Annotated in this window: 16 protein-coding genes; 6 read left to right on the top strand and 10 right to left on the bottom strand. The window is 49.7% G+C overall.

Features of this window, described 5'->3' with window-relative positions; all coding sequences use genetic code 11:
* Positions 1–138: 138 nt before the first annotated feature.
* The 6 genes from DC345_RS28120 to DC345_RS28145 all read right to left on the bottom strand — a co-directional run bounded on the left by DC345_RS28120 (position 139) and on the right by DC345_RS28145 (position 6,969).
* Positions 139–1,698: a glycosyltransferase family 2 protein gene (locus DC345_RS28120; protein ID WP_181586759.1), complete on the bottom strand. Its 1,560-nt coding sequence runs from the start codon at positions 1,696–1,698 to the stop codon at positions 139–141.
* A gap of 64 nt (positions 1,699–1,762) precedes the next feature.
* A complete protein-coding gene (locus tag DC345_RS28125) occupies positions 1,763–2,527 on the bottom strand; it encodes a GT-D fold domain-containing protein (RefSeq protein WP_258530898.1) in 765 nt (254 codons plus the stop codon).
* 815 nt (positions 2,528–3,342) lie between these two features.
* Positions 3,343–4,074: a sugar phosphate nucleotidyltransferase gene (locus DC345_RS28130; protein ID WP_113055958.1), complete on the bottom strand. Its 732-nt coding sequence runs from the start codon at positions 4,072–4,074 to the stop codon at positions 3,343–3,345.
* Positions 4,071–4,844 (bottom strand): glycosyltransferase family 2 protein, encoded by a 774-nt coding sequence (locus tag DC345_RS28135; protein WP_113055959.1) that lies wholly within the window; start codon positions 4,842–4,844, stop codon positions 4,071–4,073. The genes DC345_RS28130 and DC345_RS28135 overlap by 4 nt, the downstream gene beginning before the upstream one ends.
* Positions 4,841–5,956: a glycosyltransferase family A protein gene (locus tag DC345_RS28140; RefSeq protein ID WP_258530899.1), complete on the bottom strand. Its 1,116-nt coding sequence runs from the start codon at positions 5,954–5,956 to the stop codon at positions 4,841–4,843. The genes DC345_RS28135 and DC345_RS28140 overlap by 4 nt, the downstream gene beginning before the upstream one ends.
* A 62-nt stretch (positions 5,957–6,018) precedes the next feature.
* Positions 6,019–6,969, bottom strand: a complete 951-nt coding sequence (locus tag DC345_RS28145; protein WP_258530900.1) for a glycosyltransferase family 2 protein — start codon at positions 6,967–6,969, stop codon at positions 6,019–6,021.
* Between the two features lie 749 nt (positions 6,970–7,718).
* Between DC345_RS28145 and DC345_RS28150 the strand changes: the two genes are divergently transcribed.
* A complete protein-coding gene (locus tag DC345_RS28150) occupies positions 7,719–9,284 on the top strand; it encodes a M4 family metallopeptidase (RefSeq protein ID WP_113055961.1) in 1,566 nt (521 codons plus the stop codon).
* Between the two features lie 182 nt (positions 9,285–9,466).
* On the opposite strand, the gene DC345_RS28155 is transcribed toward DC345_RS28150, so the two are convergent.
* The gene (locus DC345_RS28155) at positions 9,467–14,683 is read right to left on the bottom strand and encodes a WIAG-tail domain (RefSeq protein ID WP_113055962.1); all 5,217 of its coding nucleotides are present in this window, start codon (positions 14,681–14,683) and stop codon (positions 9,467–9,469) included.
* A 160-nt stretch (positions 14,684–14,843) separates the two neighbouring features.
* Positions 14,844–15,050, bottom strand: a complete 207-nt coding sequence (locus DC345_RS31900) for a hypothetical protein (protein ID WP_181586760.1) — start codon at positions 15,048–15,050, stop codon at positions 14,844–14,846.
* A gap of 68 nt (positions 15,051–15,118) precedes the next feature.
* On the opposite strand from DC345_RS31900, the gene DC345_RS28160 reads away from it, so the two are divergent.
* On the top strand, positions 15,119–16,249 hold the full coding sequence (locus tag DC345_RS28160; protein WP_113055963.1) for a YheC/YheD family endospore coat-associated protein: 1,131 nt from the start codon (positions 15,119–15,121) through the stop codon (positions 16,247–16,249).
* Between the two features lie 85 nt (positions 16,250–16,334).
* The gene (asd, locus tag DC345_RS28165) at positions 16,335–17,126 is read left to right on the top strand and encodes an archaetidylserine decarboxylase (protein ID WP_076290875.1); all 792 of its coding nucleotides are present in this window, start codon (positions 16,335–16,337) and stop codon (positions 17,124–17,126) included.
* A 487-nt stretch (positions 17,127–17,613) separates the two neighbouring features.
* Here the strand turns inward: asd and DC345_RS28170 are convergent, their stop codons facing one another.
* Positions 17,614–18,399 (bottom strand): helix-turn-helix domain-containing protein, encoded by a 786-nt coding sequence (locus DC345_RS28170; RefSeq protein ID WP_113055964.1) that lies wholly within the window; start codon positions 18,397–18,399, stop codon positions 17,614–17,616.
* 124 nt (positions 18,400–18,523) lie between these two features.
* Complete coding sequence (pdxR, locus tag DC345_RS28175) at positions 18,524–19,963, bottom strand: MocR-like pyridoxine biosynthesis transcription factor PdxR (RefSeq protein WP_258530901.1); 1,440 nt, start codon at positions 19,961–19,963, stop codon at positions 18,524–18,526.
* Positions 19,964–20,118: 155 nt separating this feature from the next.
* Here pdxR and DC345_RS28180 point away from each other — a divergent pair, with 155 nt between their 5' ends.
* From DC345_RS28180 to DC345_RS32005, 3 genes are all read left to right on the top strand, one after another.
* The gene (locus DC345_RS28180; RefSeq protein ID WP_113055966.1) at positions 20,119–20,736 is read left to right on the top strand and encodes a pyridoxamine 5'-phosphate oxidase family protein; all 618 of its coding nucleotides are present in this window, start codon (positions 20,119–20,121) and stop codon (positions 20,734–20,736) included.
* 179 nt (positions 20,737–20,915) lie between these two features.
* Positions 20,916–22,214, top strand: a complete 1,299-nt coding sequence (locus DC345_RS28185; RefSeq protein ID WP_113055967.1) for an aminotransferase class I/II-fold pyridoxal phosphate-dependent enzyme — start codon at positions 20,916–20,918, stop codon at positions 22,212–22,214.
* A 281-nt stretch (positions 22,215–22,495) separates the two neighbouring features.
* Entirely contained in the window at positions 22,496–22,630 is a 135-nt protein-coding gene (locus tag DC345_RS32005) for a YjcZ family sporulation protein (protein ID WP_208642755.1), read from the top strand.
* Positions 22,631–22,733: the final 103 nt, after the last annotated feature.

Here is a 22,733-nt window from a genome sequence, read left to right on the forward strand (position 1 = left end):
TCTTTCAATCGTTACATCTCATGATTCGTGGTATATGTAAAGTTCGGATGCGGAAAGATGTGTAGCGTTACGATACGCTGTACATCATATTCCGCATCATGCTGTCGTGCCGATATACAAGGCAGCCGAACCCGGTCATTACAAATCTTCGTTCAAGAGCTGGGGAGGAGCAATAATGGGCCAGTCTTCTTCGATCGTACGCAATTGGTTCGCAGATACATGAACGACATGCCCGGATTGCACTCCCCACCGTTCCGCAGCATAAAGGGTTGCAAACCTCCTGCGTTTACTGCCACTGATCTGGTACCATATATCCCGCTCATTCGTCGCGGCAATAATCATGCCTTCCTCCAGTGCATCGCGGTTGCTCTGAACAGGTTGAGCATGAACATGACTTCTTTCCAGGGGCCAGCCTTGTACCTCACCCGCAGATATCAATGGCTCACCTTCAGGTGCCCCGAGCAGATCCGGTTTCGCAACCAGAACGGGAGAAATACCCCGTGGAACGGGGATGTTCAGCTTGCGTCGCTGCCCACGTATCAGTCGATAAACATCGCCCTTGATATCAGAGATGTAACAGCCCTCCGGGTAAAAGTCCGTGCTGCGTCTCAGCTTATGGGTTACATCGCTGCTGCCCTTGGTGGAAATGCGCTGTCGCAGATCAGGGGAATCTGACGTGCCCTGGGGTATCTTGTTCTCCTGCTGACTTGTCGACACCTTGGCGTGCAGCGAGAGCCGGGAAGTATCAGCAACCAGCGCATGGGGATCTCCCCATTTTTGTGTATAAAATTGCTCGTTATCCTTATTCACGACTTCATAATCCTGTTCTCCCAGCTTCTTCATGCTTACACTTCCGTAGTGATGTATGAATGCATCGCCGGCTACCCCCAGCCTGTATCCCGCCAGTTTCGCCCGGATGATCCAGTCATCATCTTCAAAATTGCCCACGGCGTAACCTTCATCAAGATAACCTACCCGCTCCAACAATTCCCGTGAGAAAAGCCAGCAAAATCCAACCAGTCTTTCGGTCTCCCGATGTTTCGTGGCATCCGGGCGATTATGTCGGGCAGCAAAAGACCACATATCCTCCACTTCCCTGTATGGGACTTCAATCTGCTGATCTCCGCCAATGTAATTCGTAACCGGACCCACAACTCCCATCTCGGGATGACTGTCAAGACAGGTCATCATGTTTTCCAGCCAGCCCGGGGTGACCAGTGTATCGTTATTCAGCACGACGATATGTCGCCCCTTCGCCATCATCAGTCCATGATTGACACCGCCGGCAAAACCACGATTCTTATCCAGCGCAGCGACCCTTACCATTCCACCTTTACGAAGCATGGCTGCCGCGGTGCCATCCTTGGATGCGTTATCCACAACAATAATTTCAAAGGGGGCCGGTGTATGCTTTTCAATACTGGACACACATTGAAGGACATATTCGCGCTGGTTGTATGTTGGAATAATAATGCTTACGCCTTCGAATACCAGTCCGAATGAGCTCTCCCCCTGTCGAACGCCCTCATCATAGCCTCTATGGTATCCCTGCTTATACAGTTTTGCGTTCTTGGCTGCCCGTTTACCTGAGGCTTGGCGTTTATTCTTCCCTCCACTCCTGCTTCGAGCTGCATGTAAAACAACGGTATCGGATGACGATGCTTTTCGCTGTTTTGAACGTCTGTCTGATGTGCTCATGTTGCTTCCTCCATTTCCCCTCATCCACATGCGCGTTACGATGAACGTCGCACCAGATCGTCCATTAGAGATGAAGCTCTCCTGTAACCAATTTGTCAGCCAAATGTCCAAAATCTATGGCAACCCGCCCCAGCTCACCAGCGATTCGGCGGCACAGAATGACGGCCGGAATTCCCGCTGCTACCAGAGCGATATCGAACGAATGCTCCGCAGTCTGCTGCATCACTCTCGGGATATCCGCTACCCCCTCCACTGTTCCTATGATGCCTGTCACTTGTATCCCGCGACCGTTCAACAAGGCCCCGAGCTCTGCAGCTTGGCTTCCAATCAGCAGCACCCGGCGCCCCTGTACCACAGGTAACAACAGACCGGAATGATGCAGGCTGTAGTTAATCGTGGAACTGGTCAGATTCAGACGGGACCAGTCAATGCCGAAATGCCGTAATACTGGAAATAACAGTCCCTGAAAAGTAGGCGCACGCGAGATGGGGACACCGACCCAATCGGCGCCTCGAATGGCTTCCGCGAGCGCAGCGCGGATGTCCGGGGTGGAGCGTGGCACCCCTGCATAAGGCAGAAACGGTGCCAGCCCCTGCACTTGCTCGCCTGGCAGCACCGTATCGGCTGCCAGGGTCAACAGTTCGCCATCTCCGAGGCGAACGACATCCAGGGGGCGCTGCGCATCCAGCGCCCCCTGGATGTGGCCAGCCATCTCATGAGGGCTGGCCAGCCGGGTAAGCGTGGGCGCATATTGGCGGAATCCCGCCTCGATCAGATCTGCCGCCGCCACGGTAGGCAGAATATGATCAGGCGGGATGTGCTGCGCCACCAGCGCCTCCCCGCCCGCGAACACGCCGTCGCGGAAGCCCTCGGCGTAGCCGCTCTCGGGCGCTGCTGCCGGCTGCGCAGGCGCCAGTGCCCTTGCGCTGCCAGCATGCGCGGCAGCGCTTTCCCGCCCCGCGTGAGCGACACCACCGCGTCGGTGTGTCGCTTGCGGCGGGGCGGGGCCAGCACCGCTGGCAGGCAGCGCCTGTGGCGTGCTGCCTTGCGGTGCTGGCCCCGGCGCACGCTGCGCAGCCGTGCGCTGTTTGCCGCGGGCGCCTGCGGCCCGCCCGCCCCGCGGCGCGGCAAGCGCGCGGCGGGCAGCTGCGCGCTTGCCCGCTTTGGCTCGCGCCCCTTTATGGCCACGGCTCACGCCTGCACGCTCGCCAGCTTTCAAGCGGGTGCCTGCGCTGCCCCGCCCTTCGCCTGTTTTCACGCCCGTTTTGGTTCGTGCTCCTGCGCTCCCACCACGTCTTGCACCAGTGCGCCCGCTGGCTTTGCCTTTCGGTTCTGCAAGAAGCTTGCGCTCTATTCCTGCGAGTTCCAAACTTCCCTGCTTCGTACCGTTGTTTCCCCATTCATGATTCGAACTTGCTTTGGGCTGCACTCCTACAGATACGTACAAGGAACCGGCATGACTGCCCAGTGTCTTATTCCTCCTACCCAAGTCGCTGCGTTTTGCTACTCTCACGGCATTCCCTCCCTTGGCATGCACTAGGAGTGCCCCCGCTGCACAAAGCGCCGGAGCATTCTTCCGGCTCCGGCGCAGGTTGTTCTGCTCTCATGGGACCTCTCACAGCGGCAGCATCAGGCACATATATTTTAGGGTAGTTGACCCTTCATGCGGATGGCTGCTTCCTGAAGCGATTGGAACGTCCCGGCATCACTCCAATATTTTTGCAAAATATCGTATTCCAGTCCTCCAGCTGCTGCATAATGATTGTTCACGTCCGTAATTTCGAGTTCGCCGCGTGCAGAAGGTGCAATGTTTTGAATAAGGTTAAATACATGGTCATCATACATATATATGCCAGTAACACAATAAGAGGTCTTGGGATCACTCGGTTTTTCCTCAATGTATGCAATTCGTTCCGGATGCTTTGGATCAAACACCGGCACCCCATACCGCCGTGCATCGTCCACTTCTTTGAGCAAAACACGAGCTGTGCCCGCGGGCTGCTGCAAATACCGATCCACATAAGGCTTCAAATCGTCGCTAAACAGATTGTCACCCAGCAGCACAACAAATTTCTCTCCAGGAAGGATAAACGATGTCGCCAGATCCAATGCTTCAGCAATCCCGCCTGCCTTTTCCTGAATCCGATACGTCAGCTTGACGCCATGATCTGCTCCACCACCCAAATACTCCGTGTATAACCCAGCGGAATGTTTGTTGATCACTATCAATATCTCTTCAATGCCTGCCTGGCGGAGTCTGTCGATGCCATACATAATCATCGGATGCTTGCCGACTGGAATCAGATGCTTGTTAATCAGCCGGGTCAGAGGATACAGTCGTGTTCCTGTTCCGCCAGCAAGAATTACACCTTTCATTCCACTATCCCTCCTTCATCGGATGTCTCAATATATTTAAGGGGATCGACATGCCATTTGTTGATAAAAATGGATCGATTGCGCTCAAGCAACTGTTTCCATGCTACAGGATCGGTCTTCAGGAAACTCGCGCTGCCGCGATGATGTACCAGGACATCTCCGCATACCAGCAAACGATAGCCTTTCTGGCAGGCCCTGTAGCAATAATCGTCATCTTCATAGTGTCCCGGCGAATAGACTTCGTCAAGCACACCAATGTCCTCCATCACACTTCGCCGTATGAGCATGCATAAGCCGACAATCCGTCTGACTTCCTTCCACCTGGAAGAATCGACAATATTGTTGGCAGCAGCGAGTTCCTGAAAATGTGCCATGTCCCGGAACTCAAGCTCCACCTGCTGGATACCACTTGCGTAGTTGGTCACCGGACCTGTAATACCAATGTTTGCTTCACTGTAGAGGGCTGCCCTCAGATTTTCGAGCCAGCGGGTAGTAACCGTAACATCATTATTCAATAGCAACAGCTCATCACCACAGGCTGCACGGAGCCCCGCATTGCAAGCCGCCGGAAACCCCCGATTGTCCGGTAACCGGACAAAACGAATTCGTTCCCAGGCACAATACGCTGCTGTTCCATCAACTGAGCCATTATCCACAACGATGATTTCATATGGTGTATGAGGACCGGTATATTTTCGAATGGCTTCGATACATGGTTTCAGCAGATCCAGCCCGTTGTACGTTGGAATAATAATACTCGTCAGTGTCATCTGGCGTTCCTCCTGTAGGCTACTTCTGCACGGGAAATGGATCGAGCTTGTGACATATTGCCGCCCATGTCCAACCAGGTTGCAATCGCCTCCAGATGATCGCCAATGATCAATTTAGCGACTTCGTTGCCGCTGCCCGTATTAGTTGAGCGCAGACGATTGGAACGAATGACATCCACCTGACTGGGCGCAGTCACTTTTAATCCGTGCTGAATGGCCAGACTTTGCGCCTTGGGAGGAACAGCCAGCGCCTCCGGTTTTACGATCTGGATCATGTTACGCGAGAGGGCATGGGGTACGGCCGTCAACGAATTGGAACCCAGATCAGAACGATTAAGCACGCGGTTGAGATATGCCTTGATGCGGCTCACTTCATCCTGGCGGGCAAATGGAGGCAAAAGGGATGAAAGATTGTTCAGCGCAACATCATCTCCACGGTCGACCGCATACAGAAACGGGGCGAGTTGCTCTGCCAGGACGACCATATCCCCATCCACAAAGAGAAGGGTCTCTGCCTCCGTCATTTTGGCCCCCAAGGCGCGGCCTACATCATGTCCTGCTCGATCAGGTTCATAGACGAGTGTGATACCAGGCTGTTCAAGCACCTGTGCTAAACTGTTGTCCGTTGTTCCATTCAATACCACAACGATATCCGTCAGCGGTAAACGTTTCAGTTGTACAAGTACTTGCCCCAGCGTAAGTTCCTCATTGCATGCACAGACGACTGCAGCCGCAGGTTTATTTAGGGCAATTGGAATGATATTCAATGAACGCCCTGCAGCATGAGTATAACCCTGCATAAATGCTTTCCCTGCGTGCATTGCAGCAGAATATCCCCTTAGCTCCGCTGAGATAGTAGCCTCATGCTCCTGCCATGCTGAACGTGCATGTTGTTCAATCGATTGCTCACTTTCCAATGCCTTGCATCCTGCCCGTTGCCCTGCGCGGAACGCTTCTTGTAATATAGAGCTGTTCGTAGTCGACCTGCTCGCTGTCGAACTCTTTAACGGCGATTTTGTCGGGCTCTTCCTGCCTATGGTTCTGGTTCTGTTCCTTCTTGTTCGTCTGCCTGCTGTCCGTTGCCGACGATCGCGCCCTGAACGCTCCTTCATTTCCTCACCTCCAGCATGCTGCATCTTTTGACGAGGTTTCTTTCTTTTTTTAGGCAACATGCTCACCTCGTCAGGCTACGAACACGCTGCAGATCAGAATATCCTCCGCGTGGACCAAGCGTATCGGTTATCCACCTGATCGCTGTCAGATGATCATTCCATACCACTTGACTGAGCGGGTCAGGTCCGCTTCGTTTCTTGACTCGAACTGCGTTCATTTTGCCTACAGGTACATGATGAACGGCACGCACCTTCAACCCGCTGGTAACCGCCTTTGCATGTGCCAACGGTGGAATCTCCAGTGTGTCCGCACCAATCACTTCAAGTGCCCTGCGACTTAAGGCATGCGGAATGGCTGTCATGGAAGCTCCTTGCAGATCAGGTCTGGCTAGCATGCTGTTTAGCGCATGTTTGGCCTCTACCACAGGGTGAACAGGGATACGCGCCACCGGCCCGTTATAATCATTAAGGGCCACATCCGTTCCATCCAAAATTGCTCGCACATAAGGCGCAAGATGTTCTGCCGGAATTGGAATGTCTGCATCCGTGAACAACAGCACCCTGCCACGAGCTGCCTCTGCACCGATTCTTCTTCCTCCATCATGTCCCAAAGCTTCGGCATAACGAAGAACCTTTGCCCCCGCTCTTTTTGCCGCTGCTGCCGTTCCATCCGTTGAACCATTCACAATAACAAGCACTTCAGCATCACGGCATATCCGCAGTGCCCGACGGACGACTGCACCAATGGTTCGCTCTTCATTCATGGCAGGTATAATGACCGAAAGCAGTGGTTTATGCGAGTCCGCTGAACCTTGTGCAAGTGTCTCTCTCATCGCATGCTCAGCTCCGAATGCTGGCAATTCCGTTTGCTCCACGGGTGGAATCACGTACTTGTAGGCCTTTGTACCCTTTTTGTAGGCAGATTTCAAACGACGCTTCTTTAAATGCGCTTTTCTTTGTGCCAGCTTCGATTTAGCTGCATAAAAAGCTGTATTGCCGCGTTTTTGCAACACAGTCACCTCCCAGGTGTACATCATCGTCATGCAAAGGGAGTACACGTTATTCTATGTATTCATGGAGCAGTGGAAACGGCGTATGTCCTTGAATTAAGCAGGTTCTGTCTGCTAGCAGGCTCAATCAAACCATTAATATAGACATGATTCGTCAAAAAATGTGAAATATGCTACAGCTCCCCTACTTCAGACACAATTTTAAAAAAATTTAAAATTGCATCTTTTCCAAAGTTTTACATTGTGATAATATACGTTGCAAGCAGGACATTGACAAAAAAATCCTAACGAGGAACAAATGTTCCTTATAGTTCTTTTTTTATTTCTGTTAATTGACCTTAGGTTAATTATGCATACAAGGAGGCTGTTTTTGCTCTGTTGCATGTACCTTGAGAGGAGTGATGCCGTTCAATATGTAATTCAGGCTTTATTATGTGAACCCGGAACGAACACCCCGGCTCCGTAAGAACATCTTCTGCTTCGCAAGTGGACAAGACCCCAGGCTTCTGAAAGAGGAAGCACAATAAACGATTAAGCCTCATGGCTGAACCGAATAAACGGTATTCCTTTGACACGCCCTGCCACAGGCATACAGGCTCTGCCGACTTTGTTCTTTATCGTTTCTTGTCATATTCCACGTTTCAGATTCAGCCCCACACTCCGCGCTGCCCAAGTTGCAGACGGAACTCCAACCGAGATTGGCATAATCATGTGTTTTCCAAAAAATCATATTGAGAATGGGAGAGTTTACTATGAAATTTTCTAAAGTTATGCCAACAATTCTTGGAGGAGCTCTTTTGCTCGCTTCCGTATCTTCTGCTGCTGCAGCTCCATTGTCTGATCAGTCCATTCCATTGCAGGCCCCTTATGCCTCTGAGGAGGGTATCTCGTTGAACAGCGGCTCTGACGAAACGATCTTCAATTTCCTTGGACAACAGGAACAATTCCTGAATTCCGACGTGAAATCCCAACTCAAAATTATTAAAAGAACTACAGACACCTCTGGTGTACGACACTTCCGCCTGAAACAGTACATTAAAGGAATTCCAGTGTACGGTGCCGAGCAAACGATCCACTTAGACAAAACTGGCCAGGTTTCATCCGCACTTGGTGATCTCCCACCAGTTGAAGAACAAGCTATCCCTAATGACGGTGTCGCTGAAATCAGCGCAGAAGATGCGATCAAGATTGCATCGGAAGAAGCCACTTCCCGCGTTGGAGAGCTTGGCGAACCTCAGAAAACCCCTGAAGCGGAACTGAACATTTACCATAATGAGGAAGATGACCAAACCTACCTTGTTTACATTACCGAAGTCAATGTGCTGGACCCCGCCCCACTACGTACCAAATATTTCGTAAATGCCGTTGACGGCAGTATCGTTTCTCAATATGACATCATCAACTTCGCAACAGGCACAGGTACAGGTGTACTTGGTGATACCAAGACCCTTACAACTACCCAATCCGGCAGTACCTTCCAACTGAAAGATACCACTCGCGGAAAAGGGATTGAAACCTACACCGCTAGCAATCGCTCCACCATTCCTGGTACTCTCCTGACGGATTCCGATAATGTATGGACTGATCGTGCCGGAGTAGATGCCCATGCCTATGCTGCTGCCACGTATGATTTCTACAAAAACAAATTCAACCGTAACGGTCTGGATGGTAACGGCTTGCTGATTAAATCCACGGTACATTACGGCTCCAATTACAATAACGCGTTCTGGAACGGGGTACAGATTGTATTTGGTGACGGAGATGGTACAACCTTTACTTCCCTGTCCGGTGATCTGGACGTCGTTGGTCATGAATTGACTCACGGAGTCATTGAGAACACGGCCAATCTGGAGTATCGCAATGAGCCGGGCGCATTGAACGAAGCCTTCGCAGATATCTTCGGCAATACCATCCAAAGCAAAAACTGGTTGATAGGTGATGACATTTACACACCTAACATTGCAGGCGATGCACTGCGCTCCCTATCCAACCCTACATTGTATGGACAACCTGACAAATACGCTGACCGTTATACTGGAACAGCTGACAATGGAGGCGTTCATACCAACAGCGGTATCATTAACAAAGCCTACTATCTTGCAGCTCAAGGCGGCACACATAATGGCGTGACTGTAACAGGAATCGGGCGTGATAAAGCCATTCAGATTTTCTACAGCACACTTGTGAACTATCTGACGCCTACATCCAAATTTGCTGCTGCCAAAACAGCGACAATCCAAGCCGCTAAAGATCTGTACGGAGCAACTTCTGCTGAAGCTACTGCAATTACCAAAGCTTATCAAGCCGTAGGACTGTAAGAATCATTCGTTGTTGAACTCATATTCAATCGTTCAGGCACCCCTCATCGTCCGAACGGATCAAGCTTATATATGAAAAAAAGCGGTGTCCCGGACATATCCGGGAACCGCTTTTGTCTATTTAAACATGTGAAATCATTCCTCTAAAGTTATCTCTAATGAAGACTCATGATCTCACACTTTTACACTGAAGGCCCAGCGGCAATCCATGATAACAATCCGTAGGTGTGTGTGGAGCCCGCAGTACGTGACACTTCCAGCACGGCTTCATCCTCACTCTGGGAGAGGAGTGACACCTGGAATCCCCGATCATTACACATAGCAACAATCACATAATGCTCCGATATAAACGACTCCTCAAAGGCTACCGTTACTTCCACGCACTGTTCATCCTCAGGCAGTATAAAGGCCTCCATACCGAACTGCTGCACCACAGGCTGACGGCTGACACTCCGTACGGGCTGGAATGACAGGTGTTCAGGACCCACAGCTCCATGCTGCAACTGGCTGCTTCCAACAGCTCCATCACTCAAATGCTCCTGCTTAACTGCTTGCTCCCTCAGCTTGAACTCCTTATTTCCATCGATCTCTTGTGAAAATTCAGACTGTGGCTTGACCGTGCCAGCTGTCGTCAATGAATCTCCAAGCTGGTTAGCTTGCGATAGATGCTCTTGTTGTTGCCCCAGCTCCTGACTCGACGTCTGGATAAACTGCGTTTCCATCAGATCGACACTTGAGGGTTCCACGACAATTGCCGGTTGTGATGGTGGTACAGCCTCACTTCCTGCTTGAAGCAATGCCTCTTGTTTTTTGATCGCTGCCAGTTGTTCGAGCGTTTCTCCACTGAACTGACGAATCGCATTCCATATCTCTTCGCTCAAATGGGCCGGACCTACAATTCCCGCATTCAAGTGATTGGAGGTAATGCTTTGTTCACTCAGTTTGCTGCCAGTTACACTGCCGTCGGCCAATTTGGCACTTGTGACTGATCCATTTTGCAGATGTACCCCGCCTACTGCTTCCTCTTCTAGATGGGTTGTGCGAATACTGCGTTCTTGAATATGATCAGCATGAATCGTTCCATCCTGAATATGCCGAGATTCCACACTTTTATCTGCAATGTGGATAGCCGATACCGCTCCTTCAAGCAATTTATTACCATTCACACTGCCGTCGGCCAGTTTGGCACTTGTTATGGAACCATTGTGCAGATGAATCGCACTGACTGATTCCGCTTTGAGGTGGGAGATCCCAATACTACGCTCTTGAATATGGTCAGCATGGATGGCTCTCTCTTGGATATGGCGGGATTGTATACTTCCATTTGAGATGTGGACATCTGACACCGTATCTTCAAGCAATTTGCTGCCGCTCACGCTGCCATCAGCCAATTTGGCACTCGTTACAGATCCATTTTGCAGATTTACCGCACTGACCGATTCCTCTTCCAGATGGGACGTGCCGATACTATTCTCCTGAATATGGTCAGCGAGAATCGCTCCTTCCTGGATATGCCGGCTTTGCACACTTTCCGGTGCAATATGAATTCCCAATACGGTATTTTCGAGTAATTTGCTGCTATTAATGCTGCCATCGGCCAGTTTGGCACTTGTTACGGACCCGTTTTGCAGATGAACTGCACTTACTGCTTCCTCTTCCAGATGGACTGTGCCTATGCTGCGCTCCTCAATATGATCAGCATGAATGGCTCCTGCCTGAATATGCCCGGATTGCACACTTTCCGATGCGATATGAATCCCGGATACCGTACCTTCGAGTAGCTTGCTGCCGTTTATACTGCCGTCCGCCAGTTTGGCACTCGTTACAGATCCATTTTGCAAATGAATTGCACTTACCGACTCTTCTTCCAAATGGGCTGTGCCTATGCTGCGCTCTTGAATATGATCAGCAAGGATTGTTCCCTCCTGAATATGACGGGATTGCACACTATCGTCTGCAATGTGGATATCCGATACCGCTCCTTCAACCAACTTGCTGCCGGTTACACTGTCGTCAGCCAACTTGGCACTTGTTACAGATCCATTTTGGAGATGAATGGCACTTACTGCTTCCTCTTCCAAGTGATACATGCCGATGCTGTGCTCCTGAATGTGGTCAGCAAGGATCGCTCCTTCCTGGATATGGCGGGATTGCACACTTTCAGAAGCGATATGGATTCCCGACACCGCATCTTCGAGCAATTTGCTGCCGGTTACACTGCTGTCGGCCAGTTTAGCACTGATAACGGACCCATTTTGCAGGTGAATCGCACATACTGCTTCCTCTTCCAGATGGGTTGTGCCTATGCTTCGCTCCTGAATATGGTCAGCATGGATGGCGTCTGCCTGAATATGCCCGGATTGCACACTTTCGGATGCAATATGGATCCCTGATACCGTACCTTCGAGCAATTTGCTGCCGTTTATACTGCCATCCGCCAGTTTGTCACTCGTTACAGAACCATTTTGCAAATGAACCGCACTTACAGACTCCTCTTCCAGATGAACTGAGCCAATACTGCACTCTTGAATATGATTAGCAAGGATTGCTCCTTCTTGGATATGGCGGGTTTGCACACTTTCGTCTGCAATGTGGGTAGCCGATACTGTCCCTGCGGCTAATTTACTGCCATCAACACTACCACTCGCCAGTTTTGAGCGTGTTACAGATTCATCCTGTAATATAATCGTACTTACTGCTTCTTCTTCCAGATGAGACGTTCCGATGCTGCGTTCATGGATATGATGAGGAAGAATTTCACCATCTTGAATATGACGGGAATGTACGGATCCTTGCTGCAGGTGAATAGCACTTGTCGACTCTGCCTGAAGATGCAAACCACTGATCAAACCTGGCTGAAGATGAGCTGCTGTAATGGATAAAGGTGCCAGATGGTCAGTTTCGACAGATCCAGGTGCCAAGTGATGGGATGTGACCACCTGTTCAGCAATATGTTCCTCAAGAATGATGTCTGCCTTCAGATGCTGTGAACTCACTACATGAGTTCCCAAATGCTCAGACTTCACGCTTCCTTCAACCAGATGGACGGATTGCACAACGGATGGCTGCAAGTGCTCGCTACCTATAGCAGCCTGTTGTAATTCTGTCCCGGATACCGAGTCCGCTGTCAAATGGTTCGCAGTAACGGACCCATGCCGCAGTTTGTTGCCGGTAATACTGCCATCGGCAAATAATTCTGGTGAACGTATTTCCTCCGACAAATGTTCCAGTGAAACGGCATGCTGCTTCAGGTGATAACCGCGAATGGTTCCTGCTGGAATATGTTTGGCGTTAATGCTCTCTGCCATAATCTTGGAAGAAGTCACGCTGCCATCTGCCAGTTTAGCTGACGTGACAGCAAAATCCGCCAGTTTATCTGTGGCAACACTCTCTGGTGAGAGCTTGGGGGAGGTAACCGCATGATCTGTTAGATGAGGCGGAAAAATGGACCCTCCAGCCAACTGGGCTGAAGTTACACTATCAATAGCCAATTTGTCTGTTGTGACCGCGGCCCGGGCAATAGCATCCGTTTCAACACTGCCTGGCTGAAGATGAGGTACACCCACGGCATGTTCTGTCAGGTGTTCCGATTTTACGGCATAAGGTCTCAGGGCCTCGGAACCCACGCTGCCTGGTGCCAGATGTGTACCTGTGACTCCACCACTCGCAAGATGCGAGGATATAACACTTCCCGGAGCAAGCACTCTGCTACTAACCGATGCCGTTCCAAGCTTTTCTGTTGTCACACTTCCATCCGCGAGCTTAACGTCTGTAACGGCAGCATCCTGCAATTCATACGTACCTACGGCCGACTCTGCAAGATGCCGCTCAGACACCACGCCATCTGCGAGAGCATCTCCGGACACACTTCCAGTAGATAGATGGGTTGTCTCAATGCTTCCACTTGCAATGTGAATGGAGTGAATTGCGGAATTATCCACATGTACCGGCGTGATTCCCCGATTCGCAATGTGTTCCGCACGAATGGACCCTTTGGCAAGATGCTTGCCCTGTACAGCTTCATCTGCAATTTTGGAAGAAATGACGCTCTGATCGGAAATCTTGGAGGCCGTAATGGACTGTTCCAGCAATTTTGCTGTTCCAACAGACTGGTCTGCCAATTTGCTGCTGGTTACTGCGCCTTCCGTCAAATGCTCATTGTATACTTCTCCATTGCCAATCTGCTCCTTGCCAACTGCACGAGCGCGAATCTGGCTTGAACCGATTGAACCGTCCAGTAGATGTCTTCCACTTAGCGAACCCTCAGCTAAATGTCTTGTTTGTATGGATCCATCCTCAATCTGGTCACTTCCAATACTACCATTTGATAGCTGTGAACGACCTACAGCCCCTTCTGCCAAATGTGTCTGTTTAACAGCACCTGCCTGAATATGGTGAGACTCAATGGATTGTTCTTCGATTTTGCTGCCTGTGACAGCACCTTCACGAATTTTGGATGTGGTCACTGCATCGTCAGCCAGTTTGGAGGTATGCACAGCTCCTCCCGTGAGATGCCTTGTGTCCACGCCGCTAATCGCGATTTTGTCTCCAGTTACGGCATGATTCTTGATTAATTCTTCCGTTACCAGCATACGGCTGAGATGTCTTGTGCCGATGGAACCATCGGCAATTTTGGCCGAATCGATTACCTGGTTGCCAAGCTTCTGAGAAGTAATGCTGCCATCTCTGATTTTCTCACCGGCAATAGAAGCATTTCGTATTTTGTGACCAGACACGGAGCCGTCAATCAGGTGCTCCTCAGATACAGACGCTTCCGCAAGTTTCGCAGAAACAATTGCCCCGTCTGCAATGTGAATGCTGGTCACCGCATAATCCTGCAATGCTTCACTGCCGACCGCATCCGGTTTCAGCTTGGAGGCATCCACAGAGAAAGGAGCCAGTTTGCTCTCCGTAACAGCAAATTCACTCAAGTCGTCCGTGTAGATATAGTGTCCGGTATGACCTGGCATCTGGTTCTGGTTCAGGATCTGCAGTCGGTCCCTGCTCGCTGTTTCTAGCTTGTTGATACCCACCTCTTCTTCCAGAACAAGCGGAGCCACGCTGCTGACCTGAATCTGCTTTTCCAGGTTATCTTGCGTCTCGACAACTTTCTCGCTATCAGACTCTACGGGTTCCGGCTTGACGACTTTGGTTAAGATATCCAGATCTTCCAGCTCGTTCGTTGAAGCAGGTAGCTCCATTGATTCGGATAGGAATTCATCTGATGCCTGAATGGCCTTCGAATTCCGTTTATTTGTATTCAAGCGTTCTTCCCTATTCGAAGTGAAACCTGAGTCCATTGTGTCTGACCGTCGATTGGTCAGATCCAGTTCCTTAAATTTGGGGCTCACATGCCGCAGTTTTGGCGTAGGAACCTTCTTATTGCCTTTTTTACTCATGCAGCTAGCTCCTTCCTCTAACGTTCGTCTCCGGCATCATATGCTTCGATATAGGCATCTGCCACTTCAAATCACGACTTTTGCCGATAACATTGGATGAGTGTAGGAGTCAACATATGAGTGATTCACTTGTCCATGGCGAAATAGGCTGTGCACGGCTTTAGATGAAAGGCGGCTGTCCACGCCCCTGATCCAGCAATGTCATAAGATAATCCATAAGCATTTGTATAAATCCGTAAAATGACTTCCCATCCGCACAGCGACCCACCTCTACCTGGATTGCGTGGAAGCGGAAGGCTAACAAGTCCATGTCGATGCATATCGATGCATCATGATTCCGGTCTGCGTTATCGTGATGTCCAACCATGCGGAGACAGGCCGGCATTTTATGGATGGACGATCCATGGTCGCGATAACATTGAAGGAGGAACGGTCATGCTACAAGAAACGATCGGTATTATGTTCGATTCACGCATGTACCGGGGGATACCAGCTGGAAGAACGGGTCAGGAATCACTCGCGAATGTTGAACAGGCAGCGGCCTGTTATGGATTAACACCTTGTTTTTTGCGGCTGGAAGACGTGGATGCGGACACCAAAACCTGTATTGCTTATGTAAAAAAAGATGGCATATACGTTCGTCAAAGAATGCCCTTGCCCTCCGTTATTCATAACCGGGCACTCCAGCTTCGCCGTTCGGAGCAGCATCAGGTGACCAAACTGCTGTTGCAGGGCATACAGGTATACAATGTCCGCAATCGATACCGCAAAGATCATATTCACGAGATGCTTTATCAGGACCCCGCTCTCAGGCAACATCTCCCCCGTGCGGTCAAAGCTACACCTGAGTCTTTGGCATATATGATGGAACATTACGATGATCTGGTGATCAAGCCATGCAGCGGAAGCATCGGTCACGGCATTATGCGTATATTCCAAAAGGATGGTCAATGGAAACTGACATGCGAGACAAGGACTTCACGCAAGGGATGGGCAACCTTTCGACTGAATAAGGGACAACTGCCATCAGCCACCCTGCGCCGTATTTTCCGACATGCCTATCTTATTGAAGAACGCATACCTCTGGTTCGCTTTGAAGGAAGACCTGTAGATCTGCGAGTATCCGTACAGCGTGGAAGTGATGGTTTGTGGGGGATCACGGGTATATTCGCTAAGGTGGCTCCGGCCCATACGTTTGTTACCAATATCGCCCAAGGCAGCAAAGTCATGACGCTGGCTGAAGCACTTGACTTGGAGACAAACGATTGGCATGCACTTGAACTGGAGGCCAGAATCCGGTCTGTCGGGCTCCGAATCGCCCGGACGCTAGCTTCAAGCCTGCCTCATCTTGCGGACCTCGGACTTGACCTGGGGATAACAGAGAACGGCAAGATTTATTTTATCGAATGCAACGGAAGGGATCAGCGCTATGGTTTCCGCAAGGCCGGGATGACGGAGACTTGGAAAGCCAGCTACCGGCAACCGATGGCTTACGGACGTCTGCTGCTGGAGCAGAATTCGCGCATACCGAGGCAACCCCAGACGTATGATCGCGGCCTATATTGATTTCGTGGGCATTCTGTGTCAATATTATGCAGAACGGCCGGTCTTGCCGGCCTAGAAGTTCGCACTAACCCTAAGGGGGATATTCATGGCAAAAACGCTGTTGCGGTTAATGACCGAGCTTTCTTCTCGCAAATGGATCTCCCGGACTGTGGGAGCCTTCTCCAAGAGCCGGGGAAGCAAGGCATTTATCCCTTATTTTGTCCGGACCTACGACATCCCTGTTCAGGAAGCTGAGAAAGACTGGAAGGAATATCGTTCTTTGAATGATTTCTTTACACGTAAACTTAAACCGGGCATGCGCCCGCTTGAACTTTCAGAACATGCACTGATCAGTCCGGTAGATGCCAAAATCACGGCAGCCGGTCCTGTATCTGCTGGAACGCTCCTGAATGTTAAGGGACAAAATTATACACTTGCTGAATTATTAAACCACTCACCACATCTGGAGAAGTACAAGCACGGTTATGCTTTTGTCCTGTATCTCAGCCCACGCGACTATCACCGCATTCACGCTCCTGTTAGCGGTCGTCGCATTGAGAGTGAACATATTAAGGGCAAGGTTTATCCTGTAAATGATTTTGGTCTGACCCATATGAAATCAGTGCTGAGTCGCAACGAAAGGCTCATTACGTATATTGCTCATGACTTTGGAGAAGTGGCTGTCGTGAAAGTAGGCGCAATGAACGTGAGCAGCATACAGTACGCGGGTGCAGACGTAAGTTCATGGGCACAAGGCGATGACCTCGCCTATTTTGAATTCGGTTCCACCGTCGTACTGTTAACGCAGAGCGGCACATTCGAACCGAAACCGGGCTTGCAGCCTGGCGACTCCGTCAAAATGGGAGAATTGCTCGGTCGGTTAAAACCAATCCATTGAGCAATACGCAGATGATTCCTGAGCAACAGGAGTCATCTTTTTTATTTTCCGATCTAAAGAAAGAGATTACACAGAACTTTGGCCCATATAAAAAAGGTACTCACAGCCGGAACACCTTTTTAGGGTAAAGTGTCCAGGCTATGAGTACCTTTTGCTGATCAGAGAATTCGATTATCCGCTTCAGAGTTATGCAGAAGTCGGATGATTACCGTTCCCATTCCATGTATACATGCAATACGAAGCTAAGCTTCGTCATATTGGTTTTCTGACCATTCCTTAAAACCATACGTCCTGCATTTCCTCTGCCGGTTTGGAGCGGCGCAGGCGGTTCCGGAAAATATTAAAGCCCCTGATAGAGCATCCCCGGTTGCGGACCCGACGTTTTCCGTTCATCACAAGTTCCCCCTTTCGATCGTCTGGAATGCTACATACTTACCCCTGCTTCCCAGAATTGAAACGTTGCCATATTTTACCGGCCAGAGAGACCCTATCGAATCTCAGATGGACTTTTGCCGGTGTACTGTTTGAACTGACGACTGAAGAAAAAGATATCGCGGTACCCAAGGGCATCTGCCACCTCGGTCACATTCATGCCAGTGTGCACCAACAGATGTTCAGCCCGCTCAATGCGCATGCGAATGATATAGGATTGCACGGAAGATCCAATTAATTCCTTGAACTTAATCGAGAAGTATCGAGGTGATAATCCAGCCCTTGCAGCGAGGTCTTCCACGCGATGTGTAATCCCTGGATGCTGGCGAACATAGTTAGCAACCTCCTGGATGACATCAGACAACTGGTTGCTCACCTTTTTCTCCACAGGAGCTTCTGTATCTGCACGCAGCAAATGAATCATCAGCTGTTTCAGAATCAGCCGGCTCTCTTCATCCCGCCCATATACATCGGATAGGAACAGTCTTACATACCGAGCCAGCAAATGCTCGAATTCCACCGTTTCCAGTACCTCACGATAAGATTGGGGAACATCATTAACGGGTATATCTACATCAAAATGAATATACGTAAGTACCAAAGGTTTTTGCTTGTTATGTGTTGCGGTAGGATGATCGCCTGGCCTGAACAGAAAACAACTACCCTTGCCAACTTCATACGACTGGTCATTCAGCACAACGGTCCCTTCACCACTCCATACATAAAATAAGTCATAGTTTTGCATCGGTTTTTCCCGCTTCTGCCACTTCCATCCCGGTTCGCAGACAATTTTGGCGACGGCGGGCAAAATAACAAAAGATGACGGCGATGCCTGCAGCATGTCGCCACTCCCCCTTGAAAGTTAATCTCTTTTGCATACTGCATCAAAAATGATGCGATATGTGATTATATATGATTTCTGCTCCTGCTGGAGCGAAACGTCTTATCCTATTATACAGCGGAATTCACCGAAACGAAAATGTGCACTTCTCCCATGCTAACCGCATTCGTCTTATCCCCTCTTGAATCTCCTCTTTCTCCAGATGTGCAAAGCCAAAACACACAGCCGGATGACCAGGAGTCAGCCGATAACGCACCGCATCGCGGAATACGACACCTTCTTCCTGAGCCAGTACCTTGAACCGCTCGTAACTGTCGATATCCCCTTTCCACGTAGCATAAATATGCAATCCAGCATCCCCAGCCTGCATAATGAAAGGTTCCGGTAATTCCCGTTTCATCTCACTGACAAAAAAAGCATGCCGTTCCCCATAGAGACGGGTTAACCTTCTTAGATGGCGCAAATACCCCCCTCGCGTCATAAACTTCGCAAGTGCACGCTGCTCCAGAAGAGCAGGAGGTACGGGTTCGTACAGTGCTTTTGCAGCGATCAGTGGTTGCACCAGGCCAGGTGGCAGAATCGCGTAACCAAGCCGGAAGGATGCAACCATCGTTTGTGAGAACGATCCGACATAGATGACACGTTGTTCACGATCGAGTACTTTGAGCGGTTCAATCGGCCTACCTCCCCAGCGAAATTCACTATCATAATCATCTTCAATAATGACGGCATTTCGCCCCGAAGCCCATTCAAGTAAGGCTCTCCGTCTGTCCAGACCAAGTACTGCTCCTGTAGGAAACTGGCGGGTTGGTGTCACAAATAACGTCTTCGCTTCCCAGGACTGCGGAATAATCCCCCCGTTATCTACTTCTGCTGGAATAATCTTTCCTCCGCAGGACTTTACGGCATGAGCAATTCCCTGATATCCCGGATTTTCCAATACAACAGAGGTCCCCTCAGGGATAAGCAGCTGTGCCAGCAAAGTGATGCCCTGCATGGAACCACTAAACAGCACGATCTGTGATGCCTCAGCCTGGATGCCCCGTGTCCATCTCAGATGTGATGCAATGGCCTCACGCAGTTCGGGGTCTCCAGCAGCACCACTGCGTTCATGAGACCCGCTCCGATGAACAGCGGCCAGCGCACTTTTCCATTCCGCTTGTGGGAAATGCTCGGCTGGCATACGCTGTACATGGAAGTTGATGACCTGCTGCTCCCTTTCAAAGGCTGACCGTTTTTCCTTTTGATTCTGAATATTCAGTGTACTCACCCGCTCTCCCCATGGGGAAAGTTGAATGATTGCCTCCTGTTCCGCATGTTCCTGCGCTGTTAAGGTGTCCGAAACAAAAGTTCCTCTTCCCCTATGTGCCCGCACATAACCATCGGCGAGCAGCATGTCGTATACCTGGGCCACGGAGCCGCGTGACATTTCATATTGACGTGCCAGCTCTCGGGTGGAAGGCAGCCTTGTACCTCCAACCAGCGTCCCTGCATGAATGGCATCACGTAAAGCATGGTACAATGCCTCGTACTTGTAACGGTGTTGAACCTCGTATGAATCCATAGGCAGCCACAATTCCATCGTGCACCTCTATTTCCAAATAAATTGGTCTATTAAAATGAATGTAAATTGGATCTTTTTATATGTCAATGCAGGTTCTATTGTTATGGCTAAGGTACAGCGATTCTAATTCACATGCCATTCAAGGGGGAACACCGATGAGAAGAAAAGAATTCAATGTAGATGAAGAGCAAGAAATAATAACATTTCTGGACCAATGCTCCTTTGGTTTTCTCGGGACGGTCAGTCCAGACGGGCAGCCACGGGTAACACCGCTAAACTTTGTATATATGGACGGTTGTTTTTATTTTCACGGCAGTCTTGCCGGGGAGAAGATGAAGCAGATCAAGCAGGATTCCTCCGTCAGTTTTACCGTAGCAGAAGAGTTTTCCTTGATTCCATCTTATTTCAGTGATCCCGATTTAGCTTGTCCGGCAACCTCTTTTTTCAAAAGTGTCATGGCATTCGGACAGGCAGAGCCGATTCAGGATCTGGACATCAAGGGCAAGGTTCTGCAACGCTTCATGGAGAAACTCCAACCGCAGGGAGGATATATCCCCATTGATGCAGCTGACCCCCGCTACAAGGGTAATCTCAAGGCCGTTGCTGTAGTCCGCATTGTTCCTGAACGGATCAGTGCCAAGTTCAAATTTGGACAGAACCTCTCGGCTGAACGGTTTGATCATATTAGTGGCGAACTGGAGCAGCGTAACGAAGGACGAGATGCGGAAACTGCCGAAATGATGCGGAAATATTGTCCTTTTCATCAAAAATAACATCCAGTTTTCATAGTATAATCAACCGGGAGAAAGTAACATTAACCTAACTCAATAACACCCGCAACAACGCGGTGAAGTGATAAAACTGTCATTATGCGTAATTTCCGTGACGGGGGCAAGGCAAGGTGTTATAATGTTAGGCAGTTGAATCCCAAAGACTTGGAAGGATGAAAAGAATGAATCCACTGGCTGAACAGTTGAACGAAAGTATTCAGGCAGGCAGCAGTCACGTCTACTCCATGCTGTCGCAGCTCGGCAAAGAAATCTATTTTCCAAAAGAAGGTATCTTGAGTCAGTCTGCTGAAGCAGCAAGTCTGGCCAAAACCTACAATGCTACGATTGGTATTGCTCTTGAGGGCGGTGTGCCGATGCACTTAGCTGTTATTCAAGATAAACTTTCCGCATACCAACCGAAGGATTTGTACCCTTACGCTCCGCCTGCAGGGAAGCCTGAGTTGCGGACCGTATGGAGAGACAAGATGCTGAAGGAAACACCTTCCCTTGAAGGTAAAACGTTTGGTAACCCCATTGTGACTAATGCATTAACTCATGGACTGAGTATTGTAGCCGACCTGTTCGCCGAAGAAGGGGACGCTGTTATATATCCGGATAAAAACTGGGAAAATTATGAGCTGACCTTTGGAATTCGTCGTCACGGCGAGTTAGTTCATTATCCGCTGTTCGATGAACAATTGAACTTCAACAGCGCTGGCCTACTCGAAGCGTTGCTGGCGCAGAAGGACAAAGGCAAAGCCATCGTGCTGCTTAACTTCCCGAACAACCCAACAGGTTATACGCCTGGAGCCGAAGAAGCAGACGCAATCGTGGATACGATCCGTCAAGCAGCTGAGGCTGGTGTGAATGTCGTTGCTGTGACAGATGATGCCTACTTTGGTCTCTTCTTCGAAGATTCCATTCACGAATCCCTGTTTGGCAAACTGGCGAACCTCCACCCACGTGTGTTAACTGTCAAAGTTGACGGTGCCACCAAGGAAGAATTCGTATGGGGCTTCCGCGTTGGATTCATTACGTACGCCCATGAAGATGCTGCAGTTCTCCATGCTCTGGAGCAAAAAACACTCGGTATTATCCGGGCAACCATCTCCAGTGGTCCGCATCCTTCCCAAACTTTTGTGTTGGATGCGCTGAAAGCACCTGAGTTCGAAGCACAGAAGCTGGAGAAGTTTGAAATCATGAAAGGCCGCGCCAACAAAGTAAAATCCATTCTCGATAGCGGTAAATACGGTGAGGTATGGGATTACTATCCGTTCAACTCAGGTTACTTTATGTGTCTGAAGCTGAAGGATGTGGGCGCAGAGCAGCTCCGGACCCATTTGCTACAGAAATACGGCGTCGGTACCATCGCGCTGGGTGAGGCTGATCTTCGAGTTGCCTTCTCCTGTATTGAAGAATCCGGACTGGAAGATCTGTTCGATACGATCTATCGTGGCGTTTTGGATCTACAGACAACTTAATTCATATGCAGTAATGCTTATCCAAATAAATAAGTCTGGGAGCGGACTAACGTCCGTTTCCTTACTAATATGAACCTCTTTGTATCCTGATGAATGTCTCTCGATATGAAGGGGTATTTTGTGTGTGCTTTGAAAACGTATGGCTACTTTGACGGGCAAATGCCCAAAACGATGATTTTCAGGCTTTACCGGGCAACGGCCCAATCAGCCTATCCCCAAGGCACATAATATACGATGTACGCAAGGGCGTGCCTAACACCACTTGAAAGGGGAATGAACATATGTCTGGAGTAGTTGAAGAAACAAGAGGCGGGTATGGATGTGGCGGTTACGGTTACGGAGGATTTACAAATACAGGTGCTATTCTCGTTCTGTTCATCTTGCTCGTCATTATCACAAAATCGTTCCTCTGTTAGTCCATACGTCCTTACCAGGAGTCGGAACAAGGTAAGCTGACTGTAGCACAAAGAAGGGTATTCCGGGATACAGCTCGGAATACCCTTCTTTGATTATGTTACG

The organism is Paenibacillus taichungensis (genome assembly GCF_003287275.1).
Classification (GTDB): Bacteria; Bacillota; Bacilli; order Paenibacillales; family Paenibacillaceae; genus Paenibacillus; species Paenibacillus taichungensis_A.